The following is a 21,145-nucleotide window of genomic DNA, read 5'->3' as shown; positions in this document are numbered from 1 at the left end:
ATACGAATCGAATCAGCGGTTGACGGATCGGGGCACGAGGAACACCAGCAGCGCGCCGGCCGTGATCGCGATGGAGATGAACACGAGTCCCGCGGTCGACTTGCCGGTCAGGTCGTTCAGCCAGCCGACGATCGCCGGCGAGAAGAAACCCGCGAGGTTGGCAAAGCAGTTGACCGCGGCGATGCCGGCTGCCGCCGACATCCCGCTCAGCAACGCGGTGGGCAGCGACCAGAACTGCGACGACGACGCGAGGATGCCGGCGGACGCGATACTCAGGCACACGATCGACGCGCCGACGCTACCGAGCATCGGCAACGTCGCGAAGCCCGCCGCCGCGACCAGCATCGGCACCGCGAGATGGAAACGGCGCTCGCGGCGGCGATCCGCGCTGATGCCGATCAGCGGCAGCGCGACGATTGCGCAGGCATACGGAATCGCGGTCAATAGGCCGACCCACAGCGGATCGGCCACGCCCGCCTTGCGGATGATCGTCGGCAGCCAGAACGTGAGGCCGTATTGCCCGAGCACGACACAGAAGTAGATCGCCGCCATCAGCCAGAGGCGACGGTCCGCGACGAACGTACGGATCGATGCATGGGCGGTGGTGTGCGCGGCGTCGGCCGATACGTTGCGTGCGAGCAAGGCCTTTTCGGCGTCGGTCAGCCATGTCGCGCCGGCGATGCCGTCGTCGAGATACAGCAGGATCGCGAAGCCCAGCACGAACGACGGCAGCGCCTCGAGCAGGAACAACCACTTCCAGCCGGCCAGCGACATCGCGCCGTGCAGCGCGTGCATGATCGCGCCCGACAGCGGCCCGCCGACGATCCCGGCGAGCGGAATCGCCATGAAGAACAGCGACAGCGCCTTCGCGCGCCGCGCGGACGGGAACCAGTACGTGAGGTACAGGATCACGCCCGGCGCAAAGCCCGCTTCGGCGACGCCGAGCAGAAACCGCAGCGCGTAGAACGCGGTGGGCGACTTGACGAACACGAAGCTCGCCGAGATCACCGCCCACGTCAGCATGATGCGCGCGAGCCAGCGGCGCGCGCCGACGCGATGCAGGATCAGGTTGCTCGGCACCTCGAACACGAAATAGCCGAGGAAGAAGATGCCCGCGCCCATGCCGTAGACGGCCTCGCTGAAACGCAGGTCGTTGAGCATCTGCAGTTTCGCGAACCCGACGTTGACGCGGTCGAGATACGCGCCGAGGTAGCACAACATCAGGAACGGGATCAGCCTGCGCGCCACCTTCGCGTATGTGGCGGTCTCGAAGGTCTGCGCGTCGTCCCGTTGCAGCGTCTCGCCCTGAACCGGCGATGCGGGGTACTTTGCTCTCATGTCTGTCTCCTGCCATGGCCCCGGGTTGTCCCGGGTGCATGATGGTCGGCGCCGCTTGTCGGGCGGCGCCGTTCTCAGTGAATCAGCATCCCGCCATTGACGTCGAGCGTGACGCCCGTCAGGTAGCTCGACAGGTCGCTCAGCAGGAACAGGCACGCATTGGCGACATCGGCGGCATCGCCGAGCCGGCCGAGCGGAATGCCCTTGATGATGTCCTCGCGCATGTCGGGCGTCAGCTTGTCGCCGGTGATGTCGGTCTGGATCAGGCCGGGCGCGATCGAATTGACGCGGATCCGGTCGGCGCCGAATTCGCGCGCCATCGCCTTCGCGAGGCCGAGCACGCCGGCCTTGGCGGCGCTGTAGTGCGGCCCGCCGAAAATGCCGCCGCCGCGTTGCGCGGAGACCGACGACATGCAGACGATGCTGCCGCCGCGCTGCGCCTTCATCGTGGGCAGCACCGCTTGCGACATGTACAGCGTGCCGCGCAGGTTCACGTCGACGATCGCATCGAAGTCGCGCGCCGAGATATCCAGCGTGCGCACGGGCTGCGTGATGCCGGCGTTGTTCACGAGGCCGTCGATGCGGCCGAAGTGCTCCAGCGCCGCGTGGGCGGCCGCCACGCATGCGTCGCGGTCGGTGACGTCGCATGCGAGGCCGAGATGGTCGCGGCCGAGTTCGGCGGCGGCCGCTTCCGCGTCTTCGCGGCGAAGGTCGAGGATCGCCACGCGTGCGCCCTGCGCGGCCAGCGCGCGGGCCGTGGCCTTGCCGATACCGCGTGGCGACGCGGCGCCGGTCACGATGATGGCCTGGTTGTCGAGCAACATCGCTTGTCTCCTGTGTTGATGTGTTGTCCGGAGTGTCGGCTCACCGGGCACCCGCATCAACGCGGAAACGTTCAGCCATAGTTGAGAAAATTTCAGATATCGGCCGGCTGCCGATGCTGCACCGCAACATCGGGGGGGCGCCGCCGGACGTGTCGTTCAATCCGCCCGCTCGTGAGCGGCGACCTCCCGCTCGATCCACGCGAGGAAGCGCTTCACGCGCGGCAGTTCCGCGTTCTGCCGCGGGTACACGAGATGATGCGCGCCGACTTCGACCGCGTGGGCCGCGCCGAAGACCGGCACCAGCAGCCCTTCGCGGATCTTCACCGACGCGAGCATCAGGCTTTCGAGCGCGATGCCGAGGCCGAGCGCGGCGGTTTCGAGCGACATGTATGAACGGTCGAACGAAAAATCGAAGGTCTTCTGGGCCGCAAGCGGGACGCCGGTCCGCCCGAACCACTGTTTCCACTGGACCAGCGGCGTTTCGGAATAGATCAGACGATGCGCGAGCAGGTCTTCCGGCGCCTTCACCGAATGCCGTTCGAGATAGCGCGGCGACGCGAGCGGCGCGATGAATTCGCCGCGCACGGTCCGGACCTCGAGATTGTCCCAGTTGCCGTAGCCGTGCCGGACGTCGATGTCGTAGAAGCCGTTCGAGAACGACACGTTTTCGTATGAGCACGCGAGGTTCAGCTGGATATCGCCGTTCGCCTCCTGGAACGACGACAGTCGCGGCAGCAGCCACATCAGGCCGAAGCTCGGGCTCGAATGCACGCGCAGGATATCGACTTCCGTGCGGCTCGACGCGCGCTCGGTCGCGCGGCTCAGGTCGGCCAGCGAGCCGGTGACGTCGGCCAGATAGCGCTCGCCGGTCGGCGTGAGGACGAGGCCGCGTCCGGCGCGCTGAAACAGCGGCTGACCGATCTGCGATTCGAGGTTGCTGAGCTGATGGCTCACGGCGGACGCGGTCAGGCCGAGCTCTTCCGCCGCGCGGTTGACGCTTTTGGTCCGGGCGACGCTTTCGAACGCGATGATGGCCTTGAGCGGTGGAATGCGCATGCTGGAATCCGTTGAAGAGAGCGGCTCGCCCGAGTGGCCGGCGCCGCGCCGAAGCATTGCCCGGCCAAAAGCGATACGGTACATCAGGAAGCGGCGCGGAACGATCGATTCGCGGCGCGGCCCTCGGCATCGTGACCGGCCCGGCGGCACCCCGCGCCGCGCGATCGCCGCCGCACGGACGACGCCGCACGCATGATGCCGGCGGAATCATGCAAAATGCTGCGCATCCTGAGTGGCGGAGATTCACCCGTGAGCATCAACTTCGATTTGACGGACTTGCAGGCGTTTCGCGCGGTGGTGGAAACGGGCAGTTTCCGCAAGGCCGCCGATGCGGTCAACCTTTCCCAGCCTGCGTTGAGCCGCCGGATCGACAAGCTCGAAGACGCGCTCGGCGTGCGGCTCTTCGAGCGCACCACGCGCCGCGTCGCGCTCACCACCGTCGGCCGCGTGTTCGCGCAGAGCGCCGAACAACTGCTCGACGATCTCGACGCCGCGCTGCTCGGCATCCGCGACGTGTCGTCGAGCCGCCTGGGCCATGTGACGATCGCCTGCGTGCCGTCGGTCGCCTACTACTTCCTGCCGCCCATCATCGCCCGCTATCATCAGCGCTTTCCGCGCATCCGGGTGAAACTGCTCGACGCCAGCGCGAACGACGTGCTGGGCGCCGTCATCAGCGGCGAGGCGGATTTCGGCGTGAGCTTTCTCGGCAGCCAGGAGGCCGAGATCGAGTTCAAGGTGTTGCTCCAGGAACGGTTCGTCGCCGCCTGTCGTCGCGACCACCCGCTCGCGCGCCGGAAGCGCGTGACCTGGACCGAACTCTACGAGCACGATTACGTGTCGGTGGACAAGACTTCCGGTAACCGCCTGCTGCTCGACCAGGCGCTGGCGGCCGTCGCGCCGCGTAAGCCGAGCGTGTGCGAGGCGCGCCACGTCACGACCCTGCTCGGCCTGATCGAGGCGGGGCTCGGCGTCGCCGCGGTGCCGTCGATGGCGATGCCGGGGCATGACCACCCTGTCCTCACGAGCGTGCCGCTCGTCGAGCCGGCGGTGAAACGGCGCGTGGGCATCGTCAAACGGCGCGGGCGCTCGCTGACGCCGGCCGCCGAGGCGTTTCACCGGATGATCGTCGACGCGAAGCGCGGCGGCGCCGCCGGCAACGGCACATCGGCATGACGACGACGGCACGCAAACGAAGGAAGACGGCATCGTGAGGTGGGCCCGGCTGTTCAAATCGCTCTACGTGCAGGTCCTGCTCGCGATGATGCTCGGCATCGGCATCGGTCACGCGTGGCCGGCCGCAGGCGCGATGTTCAAGCCGCTCAGCGACGCGTTCGTCGCGCTCGTGAAGATGACCATCGCCCCGATCGTCTTTTGCACGATCGTGTCGGGCATCACGTCGTTGTCGGACGGGCGGGCCATCGGCCGCACGATCGTGCGGGCGCTCGCCCTCTTCTATCTGTTGACGGCCGCCGCGCTCGCGTTCGGGCTCGCCGCCGCGTACGTGCTGCAACCGGGCGCCGGCATGCACATCGACGTTCATCATCTGGATGCGAGCATCCTGGCGCCGTATGCGAGGCATGCGGAGCCACGCAGCCTCGTGGCGTTCGCGCTCGGCGTGATTCCGGACACGATGCTCGGCGCATTCGCGACCGGCGAAGTGTTGCCGGTGCTGCTGCTGTCGCTGTTGTTCGGTTTCTCGCTGAATGCGCACCCGCGCGCCGCCCGGCCCGTTCTTGCGCTGATCGACGGCATCGCCCAGGTCGTCTTTCGCGTGCTGGCGATGATCATGCGGCTCGCGCCGCTCGGCGCATTCGGCGCGATGGCGTTCACGGTGGGCCGCTTCGGCATCGGCTCGGTCGGCTCGCTCGCGAAGCTGATGGTGTGCTTCTACGTGGCCTGCGTGCTGTTCGTCGCGCTGGTGCTCGCGCCGCTCGCGCGGCTGCACGGCTTCGCGCTGTGGCGGCTCCTGCGCTACCTGCGCGAGGAGTTGCTGATCGTCCTCGCGACCTCGTCCACGGAGCCGGTCCTGCCGCGCCTGATCGTCAAGCTGGAAGCGCTCGGCTGCGACAAGGGCGTGGTGGGGCTCGTGCTGCCGGCCGGCTATTCGTTCAATCTGGACGGTACCGCGATCTATCTGACGCTCGCGGCATTGTTCATCGCGCAGGCGTGCGACATCCCGCTTTCCGCGCCGCAGATCGCGACGATGCTCGCGATCATGCTGCTCACGTCCAAGGGAGCGGCCGGCGTGTCCGGCAGCGGGCTCGTGGCGCTGGTCGCGACGCTTGCCGTGATGCCCGACCTGCCCGTCGCCGGCGTCGCGCTGCTGGTCGGCATCGATCGCTTCATGTCGGAGGCGCGCGCGCTGACCAGCGTGATCAGCAATGCGTGCGCGGTGATTTTCGTGTCGTCGTGGGAAGGCGCGTGTGATCGTACGCGGCTGGTGCGGCGGCTCGCCGTGGCCGGGCCGGCGTCGGCGGACGCCGCCGATGAAGACGCTGCCGCCGCCAACGGCGGCGGTGACGGGAAGGCGGTCTGACGCCAAGCCTTGCCGTCGATCGGGCTCAATGTGCGGAAACGGAATCCAGGCCGGTCGCTTTCACGTCGGCCTGCACGTCGGGCGACGCAAGATAGTCGAGCAGCGCCTTCGCTTCCCGCGGGTGCTGCGCGCCGACCGGGATGCCTGCGGCGAAGCGCGTGACGGACTGCAGCGATTCGGGAATCTTGCCGACGAAGGTCGCGCCCTTGACGGGCAGCAGCTCGCTGACCTGCTGGAAGCCGATTTCGTAGTCGCCGTTCGCGACGACCGACGCCACCGGAATCCGCGGAATCATCTTCGCCTTCGACTTCACCTGCTCCTCGATGCCGAGCTTCCTGAACAGCTCGCGCTCGACGTACACGCCGCTCGCGCTGTCCGAATAGGCGATCGATTTCGCGTGCAGCAGCACCTGCTTGAGGCCGTCGGCGGTGCTGATGTCGGGTTTCGCCGCGCCGTCGCGCACGACCATGCCGATGCGCGAATCGGCCAGCTCGACGCGGGATTCGGGGATGACCTTGCCTTGCTTGATCAGGTCGTCCAGCGCGTAGCCGACCATGATCACGGCGTCGGCGGGCTCGCCGCGCGCGAGCCGGTTCGGAATCGCTTCGGGCGACTTGCCCATCGACGGGCCGAGCGCGGTCGCGAGCGTGTTGCCCGACGTGGACGCGAACCGGGGGCCGAGCACCTTGTAGGCGGCGGTGAAGCCGCCCGAGCTCATCACGTGCAGTTCGGCGGCCTGTACGTTGTGGACGTTGGCCGCCACCGCCGCGGTGGCGACGAGCGCGGTCGCGCAGAATTTCAGAAACGGATTTCTCATGGTCGTGGTCGTGCGGATTCGTGGGTACGAGTGAACGTTCCGGATGAGCGGGACGTCAATGCGCGGGCGTCAACGTCGCCGCGCGGCGACGATAGAGCGCGAACGTCGCGAGCAGCGCGCACACCGCGGCGAAGCTCATCCAGTAGCCCGGTGCGGCCTTGTCGCCCGTCATGTGAATGAGCCCGGTCGAAATGGCCGGCGTGAAGCCGCCGAACACGGCCGTCGCGAGGCTGTACGCGAGCGAGAAGCCCGCGACGCGCACCTGCACCGGCATCACTTCGGTGAGCGCGACGACCATCGCACCGTTATAGATGCCGTACATGAACGACAGCCAGAGCAGGACGAGCAGCATGTTCGCGAACGACGGCGCGTGAGCGAGGAACGACAGCGCCGGGTAGGCGGTCACGACGGCGAGCATCGTCATGCCGACCAGCAGCGGCCGGCGGCCGATCCGGTCGGACAGCGCCCCGCCGATCGGCAGCCACACGAAGTTCGACACGCCGACGCAGAGCGTCACGAGCAGGCTGTCGGCGGTGCTCAGATGCAGCACCGTCTTGCCGAAGGTCGGTGCATAGACGGTGATCAGGTAGAAGCTCGTGGTGGTCATCGCGACCAGCATCATGCCGGCGATCACGACGCCCCAGTTCTGGACCAGCGTGCCGAACACTTCCTTCATGCCCGGGCGATGCTTGCGCGCCTTGAATTCCCGGGTTTCCTCCAGGTTGCGGCGCAGCATGAAGATGAACGGCACGATCATGCAGCCGACGAAGAACGGCACGCGCCATCCCCAGGTGGCGATCTGCGTCGCGCTCAGCGACTGATTGAGCGCGAAGCCGAGGCCCGCGGCGACGACGATCGCCACCTGCTGGCTCGCCGATTGCCAGCTCGTGAAGAAGCCCTTGCGGCCCGGCGTCGCCAGCTCGGCGAGATAGACCGATACGCCGCCGAGTTCGGCGCCCGCGGAGAAGCCCTGCAGCAGCCGGCCGATCAGCACGAGCACGGGCGCGAGCAGGCCGATCGTCGCGTAGCCCGGCACGAACGCGATCAGGATGGTGCCGCTCGCCATGATGGACAGCGTGACGATCAGGCCCTTGCGGCGGCCGACCTCGTCGATGTACGCGCCCAGCACGATGGCGCCCAGCGGCCGCATCAGGAAGCCGGCGCCGAACACGGCGAAGGTCATCATCAACGACGCGAATTCGCTTTGCGCGGGAAAGAAGACGTTGGCGATCTGCGTGGCGTAGAAGCCGAACAGGAAGAAGTCGAACTGCTCGAGAAAATTGCCGGCCGTGACGCGAAAGATCGCGGCGGCCTTCGAACGTTCGGCCGGAAGGCTGGACGAGGGATGCATCGGGGTGTCTCCTGAAAATCCTGGAATACGCGGGAGGGGCGGGTCGATTGTCGTTTTCCGGCATGTTGGCGCGGTATTGATGAAACGATAAGTGCGATTTTCGGAATGATTGATGCGATATGGTTATCAATCGACCGGAATCTCCACCGCTCCGGGAGTGGCCGCACGCGCCGCCGCGTCTCGCGATGCCGCGGCCGTCCACCGGCGGCCATGTCGGCCTCGATTTTCCGTTACCCGTGCCGTTAACCCGGATTTGCCCGGCGCAATTGCAGCCGGCATCGGAAACCGCACGCGAGCATGCCCGCCTTCACTTCGATCGAGAAAATCGCCGACTGGGCCGGACGCCACCCGCTCGTCGTCGGCGCGTTGGGCACGCTGATGTCGCTCGCGGCGCTCGGGATCAGCGCGGTGACGCTGTGGGCCGCGCGCAGCGAAGTCGTCGTGCACGCGCACGAGACGTCGCGCAACGTCGCGGCCGTGCTCGCGAGCCAGATCGCGCGGACGGTCGAAACGTCGAACAACGCGCTGATCGCGCTGGCTGCCAATCTCGGCCAACCGGCCGTGCAGCGCATGGACGCGGGGTTGCGGCACGACCTGCTGTTCGAGCGCACCGCGGCGCAATACGTGACCGGCATGGGCGTGACCGACAGGCGCGGCCGGCTGATCGACGGGTGCTGCGGCGCGACCCGGCAGTGGGACTTCGGCGATCGCGACTACTTCAAGGTCCATCGCGATGCGGACAACGTCGGCCTCTACGTGTCCCAGCCCTATCGCGCACGCTCGCGCGGCGGCAAGGAGTCGATCGCGCTGTCGCGGCGCATCGAGCGGCCCGATCATGCGTTCGACGGGATCGCGGTCGTCGCGATCGATCTCGCTTACTTCGAGCAGCTCCTGTCCCGGCTCGACGTCGGCCCAAACGGGGTCAGCGCGATCGTGCGCGCGGACGGCACGATCCTCGCGAGAAACCCGTCATTGAACGACGGCCAGATGAACCTCCTGCGTCGCTCGAAATCGTTCAAGCGGATGGTGAACAGCGAATCGGGCTTCTATCCCGCCCGTTCGAGCATCGACGGCGTCGTGCGCCTGTATACGTACCAGCGGATACCGGGCACGCCGCTGATCGCGGTCGTCGCGCCGGCCGAACACGACGTGCTGGCCGGCATCCGTCGTCTATCGTGGACGGTCGGCGTGTCGGCCATCGTGATCAGCACGCTGTTCTGCGCGGTGGTCTGGCTGCTGGCGTTCGCATTGCGCGACAACCTGCGCAAGCAGACGCTGCTGACCGAGCTCACGCGGACCGATCCGCTCACGGGGCTGCACAATCGCCGCGCGCTCGATACCGCGCTGGCCGACGAATGGGAGCGGCTGCAACGGGGCGGCGACGGCAGTCTCTCGCTGCTGTTCATCGATGCCGATCACTTCAAGCAGTACAACGACCGGCATGGGCACGCAGTGGGTGACACCGCGCTGCGCTTTCTCGCCGAATGCATCCGCGCGCATACGCGGCGGCGCGGCGACCTCGCCGCGCGCTACGGCGGCGAGGAGTTCGTCGCGGTGTTGCCCGATACGGACGAAACCGGCGCGGCGCAGGTCGCGGAGGCGATTCGCCGCGAGGTGGAACGCAACCGGCTCGACGGGTTTGCGGATGCGGTGCCGCCCTTTACCGTCAGCATCGGCTGTGCGACCGGCCATCGCGCACGCCCCACAACCGTGCACGCGCTGTCGCATCAGGCGGACATGGCGCTCTATCGCGCGAAGCGCGAAGGCAGGAATCGTGTGTGCCGTGCGCAGGCGGAGCCGGTCGCGCAGCCGGCGTGAAAGCGCCGGTTCGATTCCGAAAGGGCGACGGCATCTGGCTCACGACATCGCGACGCGCGTGCGCTGCCGCGCCCGTTTCACTGCCCCGGTTCGATATACGCAGCCAGTTCTTCCGGCTTGCCTGAAGGAAACGCCTCCTTCAGGTGATCGAGAAACGCGGAAACGCGCGCGCTCAACAACCGTCTGGACGGATACAACGCCCACAGCGCGATATCGGGCCCCGGCACGTCGCCCCAACTGACGAGTGTGCCGGCCGCCAGGTCGCGGCTCACGAGCGACACCGGCAGGCACGCGGCGCCCAAGCCGAGGCGGACCGTATCGCGCACCATGCTCAGCGACGACAGCCGCGCCACGGGTTCGACCGGTATGCGCGCCGTACCGTCCGGGCCCGCGACCTCCCATGCCGCAGGGCCGTCGCTTGTGCCGCGAACCACGGCCGGTGCGGGCGCGTCGCCGCTCGGCCGCGCCAGCTCGGGCCGCGCGACGACGACCAGCCGGTCGCGCAGGAACACGCGCCCGATCAGGCTTTCGTCAGCGGCCGGGTTCACGCGGATCACGAGGTCGTAGCCCTCCTCGATCATGTCGACGGGCCGGTCTTCGGTCGTCACCTCCAGCCGGACGTCAGGGTATTTCAGCGCGAACGTCGCCACGAGCCGCCCCATCGCGAACTGGGAAAAGACCATCGGCGCGCTGATGCGCAGCCGGCCACGCGGCCGTTCGCTTCCCGCTGCAATGGCCGACGCGCTGTCGGCGAGTTCCGCGAGCAGCGCGCCTGTCCGCTCGTAGAGCGCGCGCCCTTCCTGCGTGAGTTTCACGCCGCGCGAGCCGCGCTCGAACAGACGCAGCGACAGACTGTTCTCCAGTTCCGCGACGCGGCGCGACAGCGTCGCTTTCGGGCGATCGGCCACCCGCGCGGCCTCCCCGAAGCTGCCATGGCGGGCGACGAGATTGAAATCGGCGAGTGCAAGCAGGTCCATGTGTTCCACCAGTGAGACGATACGTCTATTTATCACATCTTCCGGATCGCATGTGGATCACTTAACTTACGTGGGCAGTCAACCCTATCGTTATCTCAGGAGCGAACATCATGACCATTCTCGTTACCGGCGCCACCGGCCGCGTGGGCCGCCAGGTCGTCCATCAACTCGTCGATCGCGGCGCCGACGTGCGCGTGCTGGTGCGCGATCCGGCCAAGGCCGATTTTCCGGCGGCCGTGACCGTCATGCAGGGCGACATGCTCGACGTCGACGCGCTTCGTACGGCGCTCTCCGGCGTCCGCACGCTGTTCCTGCTCAACGGCGTGGCGGGCGACGAATTCACGCAGGCGCTGATCGCGCTGAACCTCGCCCGCGAAGCGGGTATCGAGCGCGTCGTCTATCTGTCGGTGCTCCACGCCGACCGCTTCGTGAACGTGCCGCACTTCGCGGTGAAGTCCGGCGCCGAGCGGATGATCGAGCGAATGGGCTTCAGCGCGACGATCCTGCGGCCTGCGTATTTCATGGACAACGAATCGATGGTCAAGGACGTGATCGTCGGCCACGGCGTCTACCCGATGCCGATCGGCGGCAAGGGCGTCGCGATGGTCGACGTGCGCGACATCGCGGAAGTCGCGGCGATCGAGCTGATCCGTCGCAACGACGCGCCGGGCAAGCTGCCGCTCGAGACCATCAACCTCGTCGGGCCCGACACGCTGACGGGCGAACAACTGGCATCGATCTGGTCGGACACGCTGGGCCGCGCCGTTGCCTATGGCGGCGACGATCCGACACCGTTCGAACGCAATCTGGCGCAGTTCATGCCGAAATGGATGGCGTACGAAATGCGGCTGATGGCCGAACGCTACGTCAGCGACGGGATGGTGCCGGAGGCCGGCGACGTCGAGCGGCTGACCGCGATCCTCGGCCGCCCGCTGAGGACGTATCGCGCCTTCGTGGCCGTGCTGCTGCGTTGAACGCGATGCCGCGCCTTCATGCTCCGTGCGGGAGTGCAGGCGGTCGCCAGGCGGTTGAACCGGCATCGCGCGCGACCGGTTCGCCGCGATCGCCGTGCCGCCGCCGGCGACGGCGATCGCTCAGCGGCAGCGCGGAACACGTACCGGATGGCCCGGCATTCGGATGTCGGGCAGCGAAGCGGCGGCGTCGATACAATCGGTTGTTCCCGCCTGCCGCCACGATCGCCTATCCGGCCGATGGCCTACAACATCGCCTGACTGACGAGCCCGTACAGTCCGTAGATCGGGTCGGCCGCGCCCTCGTGTGCCGCGGCCGGCGCGTTGCGAACCATCTTCGAACAGGTATCCACGTGCTTCAGTCCCTGTTCGCTCAACCAGTCCGGCAAACTGCTCCCGTCAGGCACATCGATGCGAACGAATTCACCGTCTCGTTTCGTCAGCCAATAGCCGATCAGCGCCTTCGCACGCGCATCGTCGCTCGAACGCGGCGCGACCACCGGACCGATCACGTCACCGCGACCGAAGCGCCGCAGCACCGAAAACCCGACGACCTCGCCGTCACGTTCGAGCACGACGCTTTCTCCCCGCTTCTGCAATGCGGACAACAGCGCCTCGCGCTCGAGGCCGGACGCACGCGTGGCGAGTTCGACCAGGCGCGGCCAGTCGGCCGGCGATCCGGCACGCAGCCGCTCGCCGTCGGGCACGACAACGGCGGCAGGCCGATCGACGTTCCCCTGATATTGGCCTAGCGACCCGCACACGGTGAACCCCAGTTTCTCGTAGAGCGGCCGACCGGCCGGCGTCGCGTGCAGAAACGTGATGCGCGGCCCGAGTTCGTCGAGCAGCGTTTCCATCAGTTTGCGGCCGATGCCTCGGCCCTGATGCGCGTCGGAGACGATCACATGCCCGATCGCCGCGCGATCCGCACCGTACTTCCAGCACATCGCCGTGCCGATGACCTCGCCGTTTTCCTCGGCCGCGAACGCGACCGACGTTTCCGCGGAAAACTGCCAGTCTTCCGCCCGGAACGGCCAGCGAAGCGCCATGGAAAGAGCATGGGCGGCGGGGACGTCCGCCGCTGTGAATCTGCGGTAGCGAAGCGCCGACGTCGCGCCGTGCTCCTTCACTTCATGTTCGTGGTTCATTCAGCAATCCTTTCAAATAGTGTCGTTGTGCGACACGGCACATCATATAAATGCACGGCGATGACATCGAAGCGGCTAAAAATTGCACGGCGCTCCCGGGCTGGCATGAGTGCACGACGATCAGGAAGCACGCCGTTCCCGGACCTGACGCCCGATCGACCCAAACTCAGCCGGTGTCAACGCCACTCCGACGCATCACGGCGATCGCGTGAAATAATGCTGCGCCAGCGCGACCCAGTACCGGACGCCGGCCGGAATGATGTCATCGTTGAAGTCGTATTTCGGATGATGCAGCGCCGGTGCGCTCGTGCCGTCCTGCGCATTGCCGATCAACACGTAAGCGCCCGGCCGCTCCTCCAGCATGAAGCCGAAGTCTTCGGACGTCATGTTCGGCGGCACGTTGGCGGACAGGCGTTCGTCGCCGAACGTATCGCGAATCACCGCTTCGCACAGCGCCGTCTCGGCCGGCGTGTTGACCGTCGCCGGGTAGTACTGGAAAAACTCCACGTCGACCTGCGCGCCGTAGGCGCCCGCGAGCCCTTCGCACGCGAGCCGGACGTCGCGCTGCAGCTTCTGCTGCAATGCCGACGACAGCGTGCGGATCGTGCCGCGCAGCTCGGCGGTGTCGGGAATCACGTTGTCCGTCGTGCCCGCATGGAACATGCACACGGAAATGACCGCCGGGTCGACGGGATCCTTGTGCCGCGCGGCAATGGTCTGACACTGCAGCACCATCGAGCATGCGAGCGGCACCGGATCGATGCCCAGATGCGGCTGCGCCGCGTGCGCGCCCTTGCCCGTCACCGTGATCCTGAAGCGCGAGCCCGCGGCCATGATCGGGCCCGTGCGCAACCCGAAATGCCCGGCCGGCAACCCGGGCCAGTTGTGCATGCCGAATACCGCTTCCGTCGGGTATTGCTCGAACAGGCCGTCGTCGATCATCCTGCGCGCGCCCGCGCCGCCCTCTTCGCCCGGCTGAAACACGAAATGGACGGTGCCCGGCAACTGCGGCAGCGTCTTCAGCACCCGTGCGGCGCCGAGCAGCATCACGGTATGACCGTCATGGCCGCACGCATGCATGATCCCGTGCGTGCACGACGCATGCGCGAAGTCGTTGGCTTCGTGAATCGGCAATGCGTCCAGATCGGCGCGCAGCACGATGCCGCGGCGCGGGTCCGCACCGGGCAGGCTCGCGACCACGCCCGTGCCGCCCAGCCCGCGCGATACCGCATAGCCGAGCGCCTCGAGCTCGCGGGCGACGACGTCGGCCGTCCGATGTTCTTCGAATCGCAACTCGGGATGCGCATGCAGGTCGCGGCGCAGCTTCGCCCAGTGCGCGTGATGCGTTTGCAGCGATGAGTCGGAGATGACGGGGTTGTCCAATTTCGGCACCTTCGGAATGTAACGGGCTTCCCACTGTACTGCCGGCGCGAATCGCGCGCAGCGGCTGCGTCAATCGTAAAAGCCGACGATCGACTTGACTTCCATATACTCCTCCATCCCTTCGATCCCGTACTCGCGGCCGTTGCCCGACTGCTTGTATCCGCCGAACGGTGCTTGAGGATCCCATGCCGGATAGTTCAGGTGCACCTGCCCCGCACGGATCCGTCCGGCCACCGCGCGCACCCGCTCCATGTCGGTGCCCTGCACGTGCGCGCCGAGCCCGTACACGGTGTCGTTCGCGATGGCGATCGCTTCGTCGACGGTGTCGTAAGGCAGGATCGCGAGGACCGGGCCGAAGATCTCCTGCTGCGCGATCGCCATGTCGGTGCGCACCTCCGAGAAAATCGTCGGCCGCGTATAGAAGCCCTTGTCGAAACCCGCGGGCCGGCCGGGGCCGCCGGCGATCAGCTTCGCGCGTTCGTCGATGCCCACGTCGATCATCTGCGCGACCCGTCCGAACTGCGCGCGATTGGCGAGCGGCCCGTGCGTCGTTGCCTCGTCGAACGGATCGCCGACAATGAGTGTTTGCGCGGTCGCGACGGCCAGCGCCTCGACCTCGCCGAGCGCGTCGCGCGGCACGATCATGCGGGTCGGCGCACTGCACGACTGGCCCATGTTCCGGAACGCGGCGGCGACGCCCGGCGGCACCGCGCGCTGCAAATCGGCATCCGGCAACACGAGGTTCGGCGACTTGCCGCCCAGCTCCTGCGCGACGCGCTTGACGGTCGGCGCGGCCGCCTGCGCGACGAGCACGCCGGCGCGCGTCGAACCGGTGATCGACACCATGTCGACTTCCGGATGCGACGAAAGCGCGGCGCCCACCGTTTCGCCGCTGCCGCTCACGAGGTTGAATACGCCGGCGGGCACGCCCGCGTCGGCAATCACTTCCGCGAACAGCAGCGCGCTGAGCGGCGACAGCTCGCTCGGCTTCAGCACCACCGTGCAGCCTGCGGCGAGCGCCGGCCCGACCTTCGCGGTGATCTGGTAGATCGGCCAGTTCCACGGCGTGATCAGCGCGCACACGCCGATCGGCTCGCGCGCGACCGCGGTCGTCCCGCGCCGCTCGACGAACGGGTAGCGCGCGAGGTTGTCGCGTGCGACGCGGATATGTTCAGCCGCGAGCGGCACATGCGCGCCGCGTGCGTAGCCGATCGGCGCGCCCATCTCCAGCGCGAGCGCCGTGGCGAACAGCTCGGCGCGCGCCAGCATCAACGCATGGATACGATCGAGCAGCGCCGCGCGTTCCTGCGGTGACGTCGCGGACCAGCGTTCGAACGCGCGGCGCGCGGCCTGCACCGCGCGGTCGGCGTCGCGCGCGCTGCCGAGCGGAATCTCGCACAGCGTGTCTTCAGTCGACGGGCTGACGACCGCGAACCGGTCGCTGCCGTCGGGCTGCACCCAATCGCCGTCGATGAAAAAGCGATCGAGCCTGCCAGCTTGCATCAGGTGAACAACTGGGGAATTCATTGCAGAGTGTCCTTGAGTCGATACCACGCGCCGACGAACGGCAAGAACCACGGTTTGCCGAAGTGGCCCGGAATCGCGGGCCAGTCGAAACCCTTCCACGGGTTCAGCTCCGCGCGTCCGTCCATGATCTCCGCCATCAGCGTGCCCATCAGCGTGGCCATGTGCGTGCCGTGGCCGCTATAGCCCATCGAGTAGTAAACGCCGTCGCGCTCGCCCGCGCGCGGCAGCCGGTTGGCCGTCATGTCGACCATTCCGCCCCAGCAGTAGTCGATGCGTACGTCGGCCAATTCGGGAAACACGGCGGCCATCTGCTGCCGCAGGATCGCCCCGCTCTTTGCGTCGGAATGCGGGTTCGACGCGGCAAACCGCGCGCGCCCGCCGAACAGGATCCGGTTGTCGGGCGTGACACGAAAGAAATTGACGAAGTTCTTCGTGTCGGTGACCATCCGCCGCGTCGGCAGCAAGCGGTCGAGCAGGTCGTTCGGCAACGGCTCGGTGACGATGATGAACGCGCCGACCGGCACGATCCGGCGGCGCACCCAGCCGAACGGCCCGACCTGCGAAATACCGCTCGCGAGCAGCACCTGGCGCGCGCGGATCTCGCCGAGCGGCGTGTGCACCGCGTAGGCGCCGCCTGCTTGCCGCTTCAGGCCGAGCACCGGCGCGTGCTCGAGAATATGCGCGCCGCGGGTTTGCGCGGCGCTCGCCAGCCCGCGCACGTAACGGCCGACATGCATCCCGGCACTCTTGCCGAAAAGCAGCCCGCCGTGATAACGGTTCGAACCGATCTCGTCGCGGAGTTCGGCCTTCGTGACCATGCGCGTGTCGGGATCCACGCTTGCCGCGAGCAGCGCCTGGCTGCGCACGAGCTTGTCGTAGTGCTCGGGTTTCGCCGCGAGCTTCAGCTTGCCGCGGCGCGCGAAATCGCAATCGATCGACTCCTCCCTGACCAGCCGTTCGACCGTGTCGACGCCCGCGTCGAACGCTAGATAGAGCCGGTTGGCCAGCTCCGTGCCGATGCGCTGCGACAGCGACGCGTAATCCTGCGCGAAGCCGTTGTTGCACATGCCGCCGTTGCGTCCCGATGCCGCCTGCCCGACGGTGCCCGCCTCGCAGACGATCACGCGCGCGCCTTTTTTGGCCAGCGCCAGCGCGGCGGCCGAACCGGTGATGCCGCCGCCCACCACCACCACGTCGCAACTTCCGCCGGGCAACGCCGGCGAGCGGCTCACGAATGGCTCCGACGTATCGAGCCAGTAGGAACTGAAACGCATCTGGAACTCCCAAGCTGTCGCATCGCATCACACGCGCGCTGACGAGCCGGCGAACGTTCGCCGCCCCGACCGGTCGCGCGTGCGATCCGGACCGGCGCGACGGCCTTGTACTAGAAATCCGCGACCTTGCCCCACGCGGACTCGCTGAACCGGCCGGGCCGGTACGGCGTCGGGTCCACGAACGGCTGCGCGCCGGACGCGAGATCGGCAATCAGGTGCCCGGCGCCCGGCCCGATCCCGAAGCCGTGCCCCGAAAAGCCCGCCGCGAGGATCAGCCCCGGCACGCCCGGCACTTCGCCGATGCCCGGCACGCCGTCCGGCGTGCTGTCGACGAAGCCGGCCCACGCATGCGTGATCGTCGCTTCGCGCAGTTCCGGCAGCAGTTCGGCCGCGCGGCGGTAGGTTTCGGCGACCGTCGGCATGTCGGGCTTCGGGTCGAGAATGCGCACCGCTTCCATCGGCGTCGGCGCATCGAGGCGCCAGCGCTTCAACGTTTCATGGCCGCCGCGCACGCCTTCGAGACCGCCCGGCAGCAGGTTGCGCCAGCGCTTCGCGAACATCGGCACGAATTGCGGCGCGAAACGCAGGAACTGCGGCGTCGGGTCCACGCGCGCGCGGCCGCTGATCGCCAGCGCGTAGCGCCCGTCACTGCGACGCGTCACCGACACGCCGGACGTGTACATCGCATCCGGCAGCGGCGTTTCGACGGGGGACACGCTCAGGATCGACTGACGGATCGACGCCTGCGGAAACCGGATGCCAAGCTGACGGCAGAACGACGACGCCCATGCGCCGCCGGCCATCACGGCCGTCCTCGTCCTGATGACGCCGGCCTCGGTGACGACGCCGGCCACGCGGCCGCCCTCGAGCTCGATGCCGCGCGCCGCGCAGTACTGATGGACACTGCCGCCCAGCTTCATCAGCGCGGCGGCTACGGCCGGCGCGGCCTTGCCCGGGTCGGCCGTGCCGTCGGTCGGCGAGAACACGCCGCCCTTCCACTGCCGCCCGGTCGCCCGTCCGCGCTCGGCGGCCTGCTTGCTGTCGAGCATGTACGTGGTCACACCCGCGGTCTTCGCGAATTCGCCCCAACTGGCCCAGCGGGACAGCTCGGCCTCGTCGTTGCTGAGATACAGCAGCCCGCAGCGATGAAAGCCCGTGTCTTCTCCGGATTCGGCGGCGAACCGTTCCCACAGATCGATGCTCTTGCTCGCCATCGGCAACTCGCGCGCATCGCGGTTCTGCTGCCGGCACCAGCCCCAGTTGCGGCTCGATTGTTCGGCGCCGATGCGCCCTTTCTCGACGAGCGCGACCGACAGCCCGCGGCGGGCCAGATAGTAGGCGGTGAAGACGCCGATGATGCCGCCGCCGATCACGACGACGTCGGCCACGGCCGGCGGCGTGGACAAGGTTTCGATATGGCGCAGCGGAGGGGACATGCTCAGTCTCGTTCGGTGGAGGGTTTGACGTTCTGCATCACGTAGAACTTCGCCACGCGTTCGCTGCTTTCCCACCCGATCGACGCGCCGCGCGGCACGAACAGCGCATCGCCGGCGCCGAGCGACAGCACGCTGCCGTCGGGCGCCGCGAACCGTACGCCGCCGTCCAGCAGGAACATGAACTCGTTCGCGCGATGCGGCCGCACGATCCGGTGATAGGGCGTCGAATCCCACGTGCCCGCGCAGTATTCGGCGCCGTCGTCGGTGAACACGTTGTCGCTGCGGCATTGCGGCGCGGGGCTCAGCAGCACCTCGGCCGGCAGCGTGGCGGACGGCTTGAAGTCCGCGTCGGCGCGCAACTCGAAGAGGCCGCGTTTCGTCGGTGTCTCGCACGCTGCCGCGCAGAACGTCAGCAGCACCGGCGATTGCGCGGCGATGCGCAGCGCCGTGCCGCCGCCGATGACGGCGCCTTGCCCCGGGCCGAGCACCAGCGGAGCCGCCCCGGCCGCTTCGAGCGTCAGCTCGCCCTGGACGACGACGAGGGTTTCGATGTGCGGAAAGCTCGACACGTCCAGCTCGCCGACGAAGCCGATGCGTCCCGCGGCCATCGCGTCGGGGCCTTCCCACGCGATCTCGCGATGCGACGCGAACGGATCGTTCGCGCCGAACGGCTGCCGGCGAAACGCGGTGGAAGAAGGTGCGCCGTCGGCACGGTGCAACACGAAAGCTGCGGTCATTTCTGCTCCTGTGCAATGCGTGGCGGTCTGGTTCAACGCCGTCACGCGATATCGGAAATCGTCGTTCGCCGGCTCTTCTGCCGGAAAATCCTCAGCCAGGCATGTCGTCCATGCCTGGGCTTACGCCGCGTGACACGACGCATCGCGGCGTTCGCTGCGCAGGCGCGCCGATGGCGTTCGCACCGGCGCGCCGCCCATTCGGGCGACCACGTAATCGCGCGGCGTGATCCCGAGCACGCGCCGGAAATGCCGGCACAGATGGCTCTGGTCGAAGAAGCCGACGTCGGTCGCGACGACCGACGGCGCGAGACCGGCGCGCAACAGGTCCTGCGCTCGGCGTACCCGCACGAGACACAGATACCGGTGCGGCGACAGCCCGGTTTCGCTGCGAAAGCGCGCGGTGAAACGCGATACGCTCAACCCGGCCACGGCCGCGAGCGTGTCCAGGTTCAGCGGCTGCGCGAACGACGCGTCGATCGTGCGCAGCACGTCGTCGATCGCCGGCGAGACCGGCCGGGCGACACGAGGCGAGCCAATGAATTGCACTGTCATATCGAATTCTCCCGGCGCTCGCCTCAATGCAGGAAATCCTGCATCCGGTAATACGCGCCGACGAGCGGCAGGAACCACGCGTGCCCGAAATGGCCGGGTATCGCCGGCCAGTCGAGTTCGCGCCACGGATTCGACGCGGCCGCGCCATACAGCACGTCGGCCATCACGCGGCCCATGTGCACCGACATCTGCACGCCGTGGCCGCTGTAGCCCATCGAGTAATAAAGCCCGTCATGCTGGCCCGCGCGCGGCAGCCGGTCGGCGGTGATGTCGACGAGCCCGCCCCAGCAGTAGTCGAGCCGCACGCCGGCCAGCTCGGGGAAATAGCCGGCCATGCCGGCACGCAGGATGTCGCCGCTCTTCGCATCGGAGCGCGGGCTCGACATCGCGAAACGCGCGCGGCCGCCGAACAGCAGCCGGTTGTCGGGCGTCACACGGAAGTAGTTGCCGATCTGGCGCGACGTCACGTACGCGCGACGGTGCGGAAACAGCCGGTTCAACTGCGCGTCGGGCAGCGGTTCGGTCACGACGATGAAGCTGCCGACCGGCGCGATGCGCCGCCGGAACCACGCAAACGGCCCGTGCTGCGATGCGCCGGTCGCGACCAGCACACGGTCGGCGACGATCGTGCCGCGGGCGCAGGTTATCCGGTGGCGCTCGCCGTCGAGCCGCTCGATCTGCGTGACGGCCGCATGCTCGTACACGCGTGCGCCCGCCCGCACGGCCGCCTGTGCGAGGCCGACGCCGAACTTGCCCATATGCATTTGCGCGCCGTTGCGCTGCAGGAGCCCGCCGTAGAAACCTTCGGACGCGATTTCATCACGGATCCGCGACGGCTCGATCAGTTCGATGTCCGGATCGACATCGCGCCGCAACGCATCGAACGTCTTCGCGAGCCCCGCGAAATGCTGCGGTTTCGCGGCGAGCTTCAGCTTGCCGGCGCGCCGGAAATCGCAGTCGATCGCCTGTTCGGTCACGATCGTCTCGACGCTCTTCACCGCGCTTTCGTACGCGAGATAAAACTGCTTTGCCTGCGCGGCGCCGATGCGCGCGGCCAGCGACGCGTAATCCTGCGCGACGCCCGTATTGCACTGGCCGCCATTGCGGCCGGACGCTTCGCCGGCGACCTGCGCGGCTTCGAGCACGACCACCGAGACGCCGCGCTGCGCGAGCGCGAGCGCTGCCGACAAGCCGGTGAAACCGCCGCCGATCACGACGACGTCGGCCCGCCCCTCGACAGGGCCAACGCTTGCGTCGCGAAACGCGGGGCGGGTATCCAGCCAGTACGATTCCAGTTTCATCGGATCCTTCACGAGCATTCCGGCGACAACGATCGGCGACCGTTCAATGAGAATCATTTAATCACCGTCAAAAACCGCAGTTGCCGCGTATTCGCGCGC

18 protein-coding genes are annotated in these 21,145 nt (G+C 67.7%); 4 read left to right on the top strand and 14 right to left on the bottom strand.

The features are described from left to right. Positions 1–12: 12 nt before the first annotated feature. The 3 genes from LGM42_RS19805 to LGM42_RS19795 all read right to left on the bottom strand — a co-directional run bounded on the left by LGM42_RS19805 (position 13) and on the right by LGM42_RS19795 (position 3,218). Positions 13–1,338 (bottom strand): MFS transporter, encoded by a 1,326-nt coding sequence (locus LGM42_RS19805; protein WP_226232975.1) that lies wholly within the window; start codon positions 1,336–1,338, stop codon positions 13–15. Positions 1,339–1,412: 74 nt separating this feature from the next. Then, positions 1,413–2,162, bottom strand: a complete 750-nt coding sequence (locus tag LGM42_RS19800) for an SDR family NAD(P)-dependent oxidoreductase (protein WP_226232974.1) — start codon at positions 2,160–2,162, stop codon at positions 1,413–1,415. Positions 2,163–2,318: 156 nt separating this feature from the next. After that, the gene (locus LGM42_RS19795) at positions 2,319–3,218 is read right to left on the bottom strand and encodes a LysR substrate-binding domain-containing protein (RefSeq protein WP_124860499.1); all 900 of its coding nucleotides are present in this window, start codon (positions 3,216–3,218) and stop codon (positions 2,319–2,321) included. Between the two features lie 249 nt (positions 3,219–3,467). Here LGM42_RS19795 and LGM42_RS19790 point away from each other — a divergent pair, with 249 nt between their 5' ends. Together LGM42_RS19790 and dctA are read left to right on the top strand one after the other, a co-directional pair. Continuing rightward, positions 3,468–4,391, top strand: coding sequence for a LysR family transcriptional regulator (locus LGM42_RS19790; protein ID WP_226233001.1), 924 nt, complete (start codon positions 3,468–3,470; stop codon positions 4,389–4,391). Positions 4,392–4,425: 34 nt separating this feature from the next. After that, the gene (dctA, locus tag LGM42_RS19785; RefSeq protein WP_059637453.1) at positions 4,426–5,754 is read left to right on the top strand and encodes a C4-dicarboxylate transporter DctA; all 1,329 of its coding nucleotides are present in this window, start codon (positions 4,426–4,428) and stop codon (positions 5,752–5,754) included. 25 nt (positions 5,755–5,779) lie between these two features. Here dctA and LGM42_RS19780 read toward each other — a convergent pair whose 3' ends face one another. Both LGM42_RS19780 and LGM42_RS19775 read right to left on the bottom strand, forming a co-directional pair. After that, positions 5,780–6,571 carry a substrate-binding domain-containing protein gene (locus tag LGM42_RS19780; RefSeq protein ID WP_226232973.1) on the bottom strand — a complete coding sequence of 264 codons (792 nt, stop codon included), beginning with the start codon at positions 6,569–6,571 and terminating at the stop codon, positions 5,780–5,782. 55 nt (positions 6,572–6,626) lie between these two features. Continuing rightward, positions 6,627–7,922, bottom strand: a complete 1,296-nt coding sequence (locus LGM42_RS19775) for an MFS transporter (protein ID WP_226232972.1) — start codon at positions 7,920–7,922, stop codon at positions 6,627–6,629. A 297-nt stretch (positions 7,923–8,219) separates the two neighbouring features. On the opposite strand from LGM42_RS19775, the gene LGM42_RS19770 reads away from it, so the two are divergent. After that, positions 8,220–9,740: a sensor domain-containing diguanylate cyclase gene (locus LGM42_RS19770; protein WP_226232971.1), complete on the top strand. Its 1,521-nt coding sequence runs from the start codon at positions 8,220–8,222 to the stop codon at positions 9,738–9,740. Positions 9,741–9,817: 77 nt separating this feature from the next. Here the strand turns inward: LGM42_RS19770 and LGM42_RS19765 are convergent, their stop codons facing one another. Continuing rightward, a complete protein-coding gene (locus LGM42_RS19765) occupies positions 9,818–10,717 on the bottom strand; it encodes a LysR family transcriptional regulator (RefSeq protein ID WP_060967027.1) in 900 nt (299 codons plus the stop codon). A 110-nt stretch (positions 10,718–10,827) separates the two neighbouring features. Between LGM42_RS19765 and LGM42_RS19760 the strand changes: the two genes are divergently transcribed. Then, on the top strand, positions 10,828–11,691 hold the full coding sequence (locus LGM42_RS19760; RefSeq protein WP_226232970.1) for an SDR family oxidoreductase: 864 nt from the start codon (positions 10,828–10,830) through the stop codon (positions 11,689–11,691). 242 nt (positions 11,692–11,933) lie between these two features. Here LGM42_RS19760 and LGM42_RS19755 read toward each other — a convergent pair whose 3' ends face one another. The 8 genes from LGM42_RS19755 to LGM42_RS19720 all read right to left on the bottom strand — a co-directional run bounded on the left by LGM42_RS19755 (position 11,934) and on the right by LGM42_RS19720 (position 21,103). Next, positions 11,934–12,836 (bottom strand): GNAT family N-acetyltransferase, encoded by a 903-nt coding sequence (locus LGM42_RS19755; protein WP_226232969.1) that lies wholly within the window; start codon positions 12,834–12,836, stop codon positions 11,934–11,936. Positions 12,837–13,031: 195 nt separating this feature from the next. Continuing rightward, positions 13,032–14,219 (bottom strand): M20 aminoacylase family protein, encoded by a 1,188-nt coding sequence (locus LGM42_RS19750; protein WP_226232968.1) that lies wholly within the window; start codon positions 14,217–14,219, stop codon positions 13,032–13,034. A 69-nt stretch (positions 14,220–14,288) separates the two neighbouring features. Next, positions 14,289–15,746 carry an aldehyde dehydrogenase family protein gene (locus tag LGM42_RS19745; RefSeq protein ID WP_226232967.1) on the bottom strand — a complete coding sequence of 486 codons (1,458 nt, stop codon included), beginning with the start codon at positions 15,744–15,746 and terminating at the stop codon, positions 14,289–14,291. Then, the gene (locus LGM42_RS19740; protein ID WP_226232966.1) at positions 15,743–17,020 is read right to left on the bottom strand and encodes an NAD(P)/FAD-dependent oxidoreductase; all 1,278 of its coding nucleotides are present in this window, start codon (positions 17,018–17,020) and stop codon (positions 15,743–15,745) included. Before LGM42_RS19740 ends, LGM42_RS19745 begins: the two co-directional genes overlap by 4 nt. Positions 17,021–17,130: 110 nt before the next feature. Then, positions 17,131–18,456 carry an NAD(P)/FAD-dependent oxidoreductase gene (locus LGM42_RS19735; RefSeq protein WP_226232965.1) on the bottom strand — a complete coding sequence of 442 codons (1,326 nt, stop codon included), beginning with the start codon at positions 18,454–18,456 and terminating at the stop codon, positions 17,131–17,133. 2 nt (positions 18,457–18,458) lie between these two features. Then, positions 18,459–19,193, bottom strand: a complete 735-nt coding sequence (locus tag LGM42_RS19730) for a cupin domain-containing protein (RefSeq protein ID WP_226232964.1) — start codon at positions 19,191–19,193, stop codon at positions 18,459–18,461. 120 nt (positions 19,194–19,313) lie between these two features. Continuing rightward, positions 19,314–19,745, bottom strand: a complete 432-nt coding sequence (locus LGM42_RS19725; RefSeq protein ID WP_226232963.1) for a helix-turn-helix domain-containing protein — start codon at positions 19,743–19,745, stop codon at positions 19,314–19,316. Positions 19,746–19,768: 23 nt separating this feature from the next. Then, complete coding sequence (locus LGM42_RS19720) at positions 19,769–21,103, bottom strand: NAD(P)/FAD-dependent oxidoreductase (RefSeq protein ID WP_226232962.1); 1,335 nt, start codon at positions 21,101–21,103, stop codon at positions 19,769–19,771. Positions 21,104–21,145: the final 42 nt, after the last annotated feature.

The sequence above is a fragment of the Burkholderia sp. AU39826 genome, assembly GCF_020419965.1.
GTDB classification, from domain to species: Bacteria; Pseudomonadota; Gammaproteobacteria; order Burkholderiales; family Burkholderiaceae; genus Burkholderia; species Burkholderia semiarida.
The sequence above is the reverse complement of the archived record's forward strand: the minus strand, read 5'-3'. Positions and strand labels throughout refer to the sequence as shown.

Coding starts and splice junctions, on each gene's coding strand:
- LGM42_RS19805 (WP_226232975.1), bottom strand. CDS start 1,338: ATGAGAGCAAAGTACCCCGCATCGCCGGTTCAGGGCGAGACGCTGCAA.
- LGM42_RS19800 (WP_226232974.1), bottom strand. CDS start 2,162: ATGTTGCTCGACAACCAGGCCATCATCGTGACCGGCGCCGCGTCGCCA.
- LGM42_RS19795 (WP_124860499.1), bottom strand. CDS start 3,218: ATGCGCATTCCACCGCTCAAGGCCATCATCGCGTTCGAAAGCGTCGCC.
- LGM42_RS19780 (WP_226232973.1), bottom strand. CDS start 6,571: ATGAGAAATCCGTTTCTGAAATTCTGCGCGACCGCGCTCGTCGCCACC.
- LGM42_RS19775 (WP_226232972.1), bottom strand. CDS start 7,922: ATGCATCCCTCGTCCAGCCTTCCGGCCGAACGTTCGAAGGCCGCCGCG.
- LGM42_RS19770 (WP_226232971.1), top strand. CDS start 8,220: ATGCCCGCCTTCACTTCGATCGAGAAAATCGCCGACTGGGCCGGACGC.
- LGM42_RS19765 (WP_060967027.1), bottom strand. CDS start 10,717: ATGGACCTGCTTGCACTCGCCGATTTCAATCTCGTCGCCCGCCATGGC.
- LGM42_RS19760 (WP_226232970.1), top strand. CDS start 10,828: ATGACCATTCTCGTTACCGGCGCCACCGGCCGCGTGGGCCGCCAGGTC.
- LGM42_RS19755 (WP_226232969.1), bottom strand. CDS start 12,836: ATGAACCACGAACATGAAGTGAAGGAGCACGGCGCGACGTCGGCGCTT.
- LGM42_RS19745 (WP_226232967.1), bottom strand. CDS start 15,746: ATGAATTCCCCAGTTGTTCACCTGATGCAAGCTGGCAGGCTCGATCGC.
- LGM42_RS19740 (WP_226232966.1), bottom strand. CDS start 17,020: ATGCGTTTCAGTTCCTACTGGCTCGATACGTCGGAGCCATTCGTGAGC.
- LGM42_RS19735 (WP_226232965.1), bottom strand. CDS start 18,456: ATGTCCCCTCCGCTGCGCCATATCGAAACCTTGTCCACGCCGCCGGCC.
- LGM42_RS19730 (WP_226232964.1), bottom strand. CDS start 19,193: ATGACCGCAGCTTTCGTGTTGCACCGTGCCGACGGCGCACCTTCTTCC.
- LGM42_RS19725 (WP_226232963.1), bottom strand. CDS start 19,745: ATGACAGTGCAATTCATTGGCTCGCCTCGTGTCGCCCGGCCGGTCTCG.
- LGM42_RS19720 (WP_226232962.1), bottom strand. CDS start 21,103: ATGATTCTCATTGAACGGTCGCCGATCGTTGTCGCCGGAATGCTCGTG.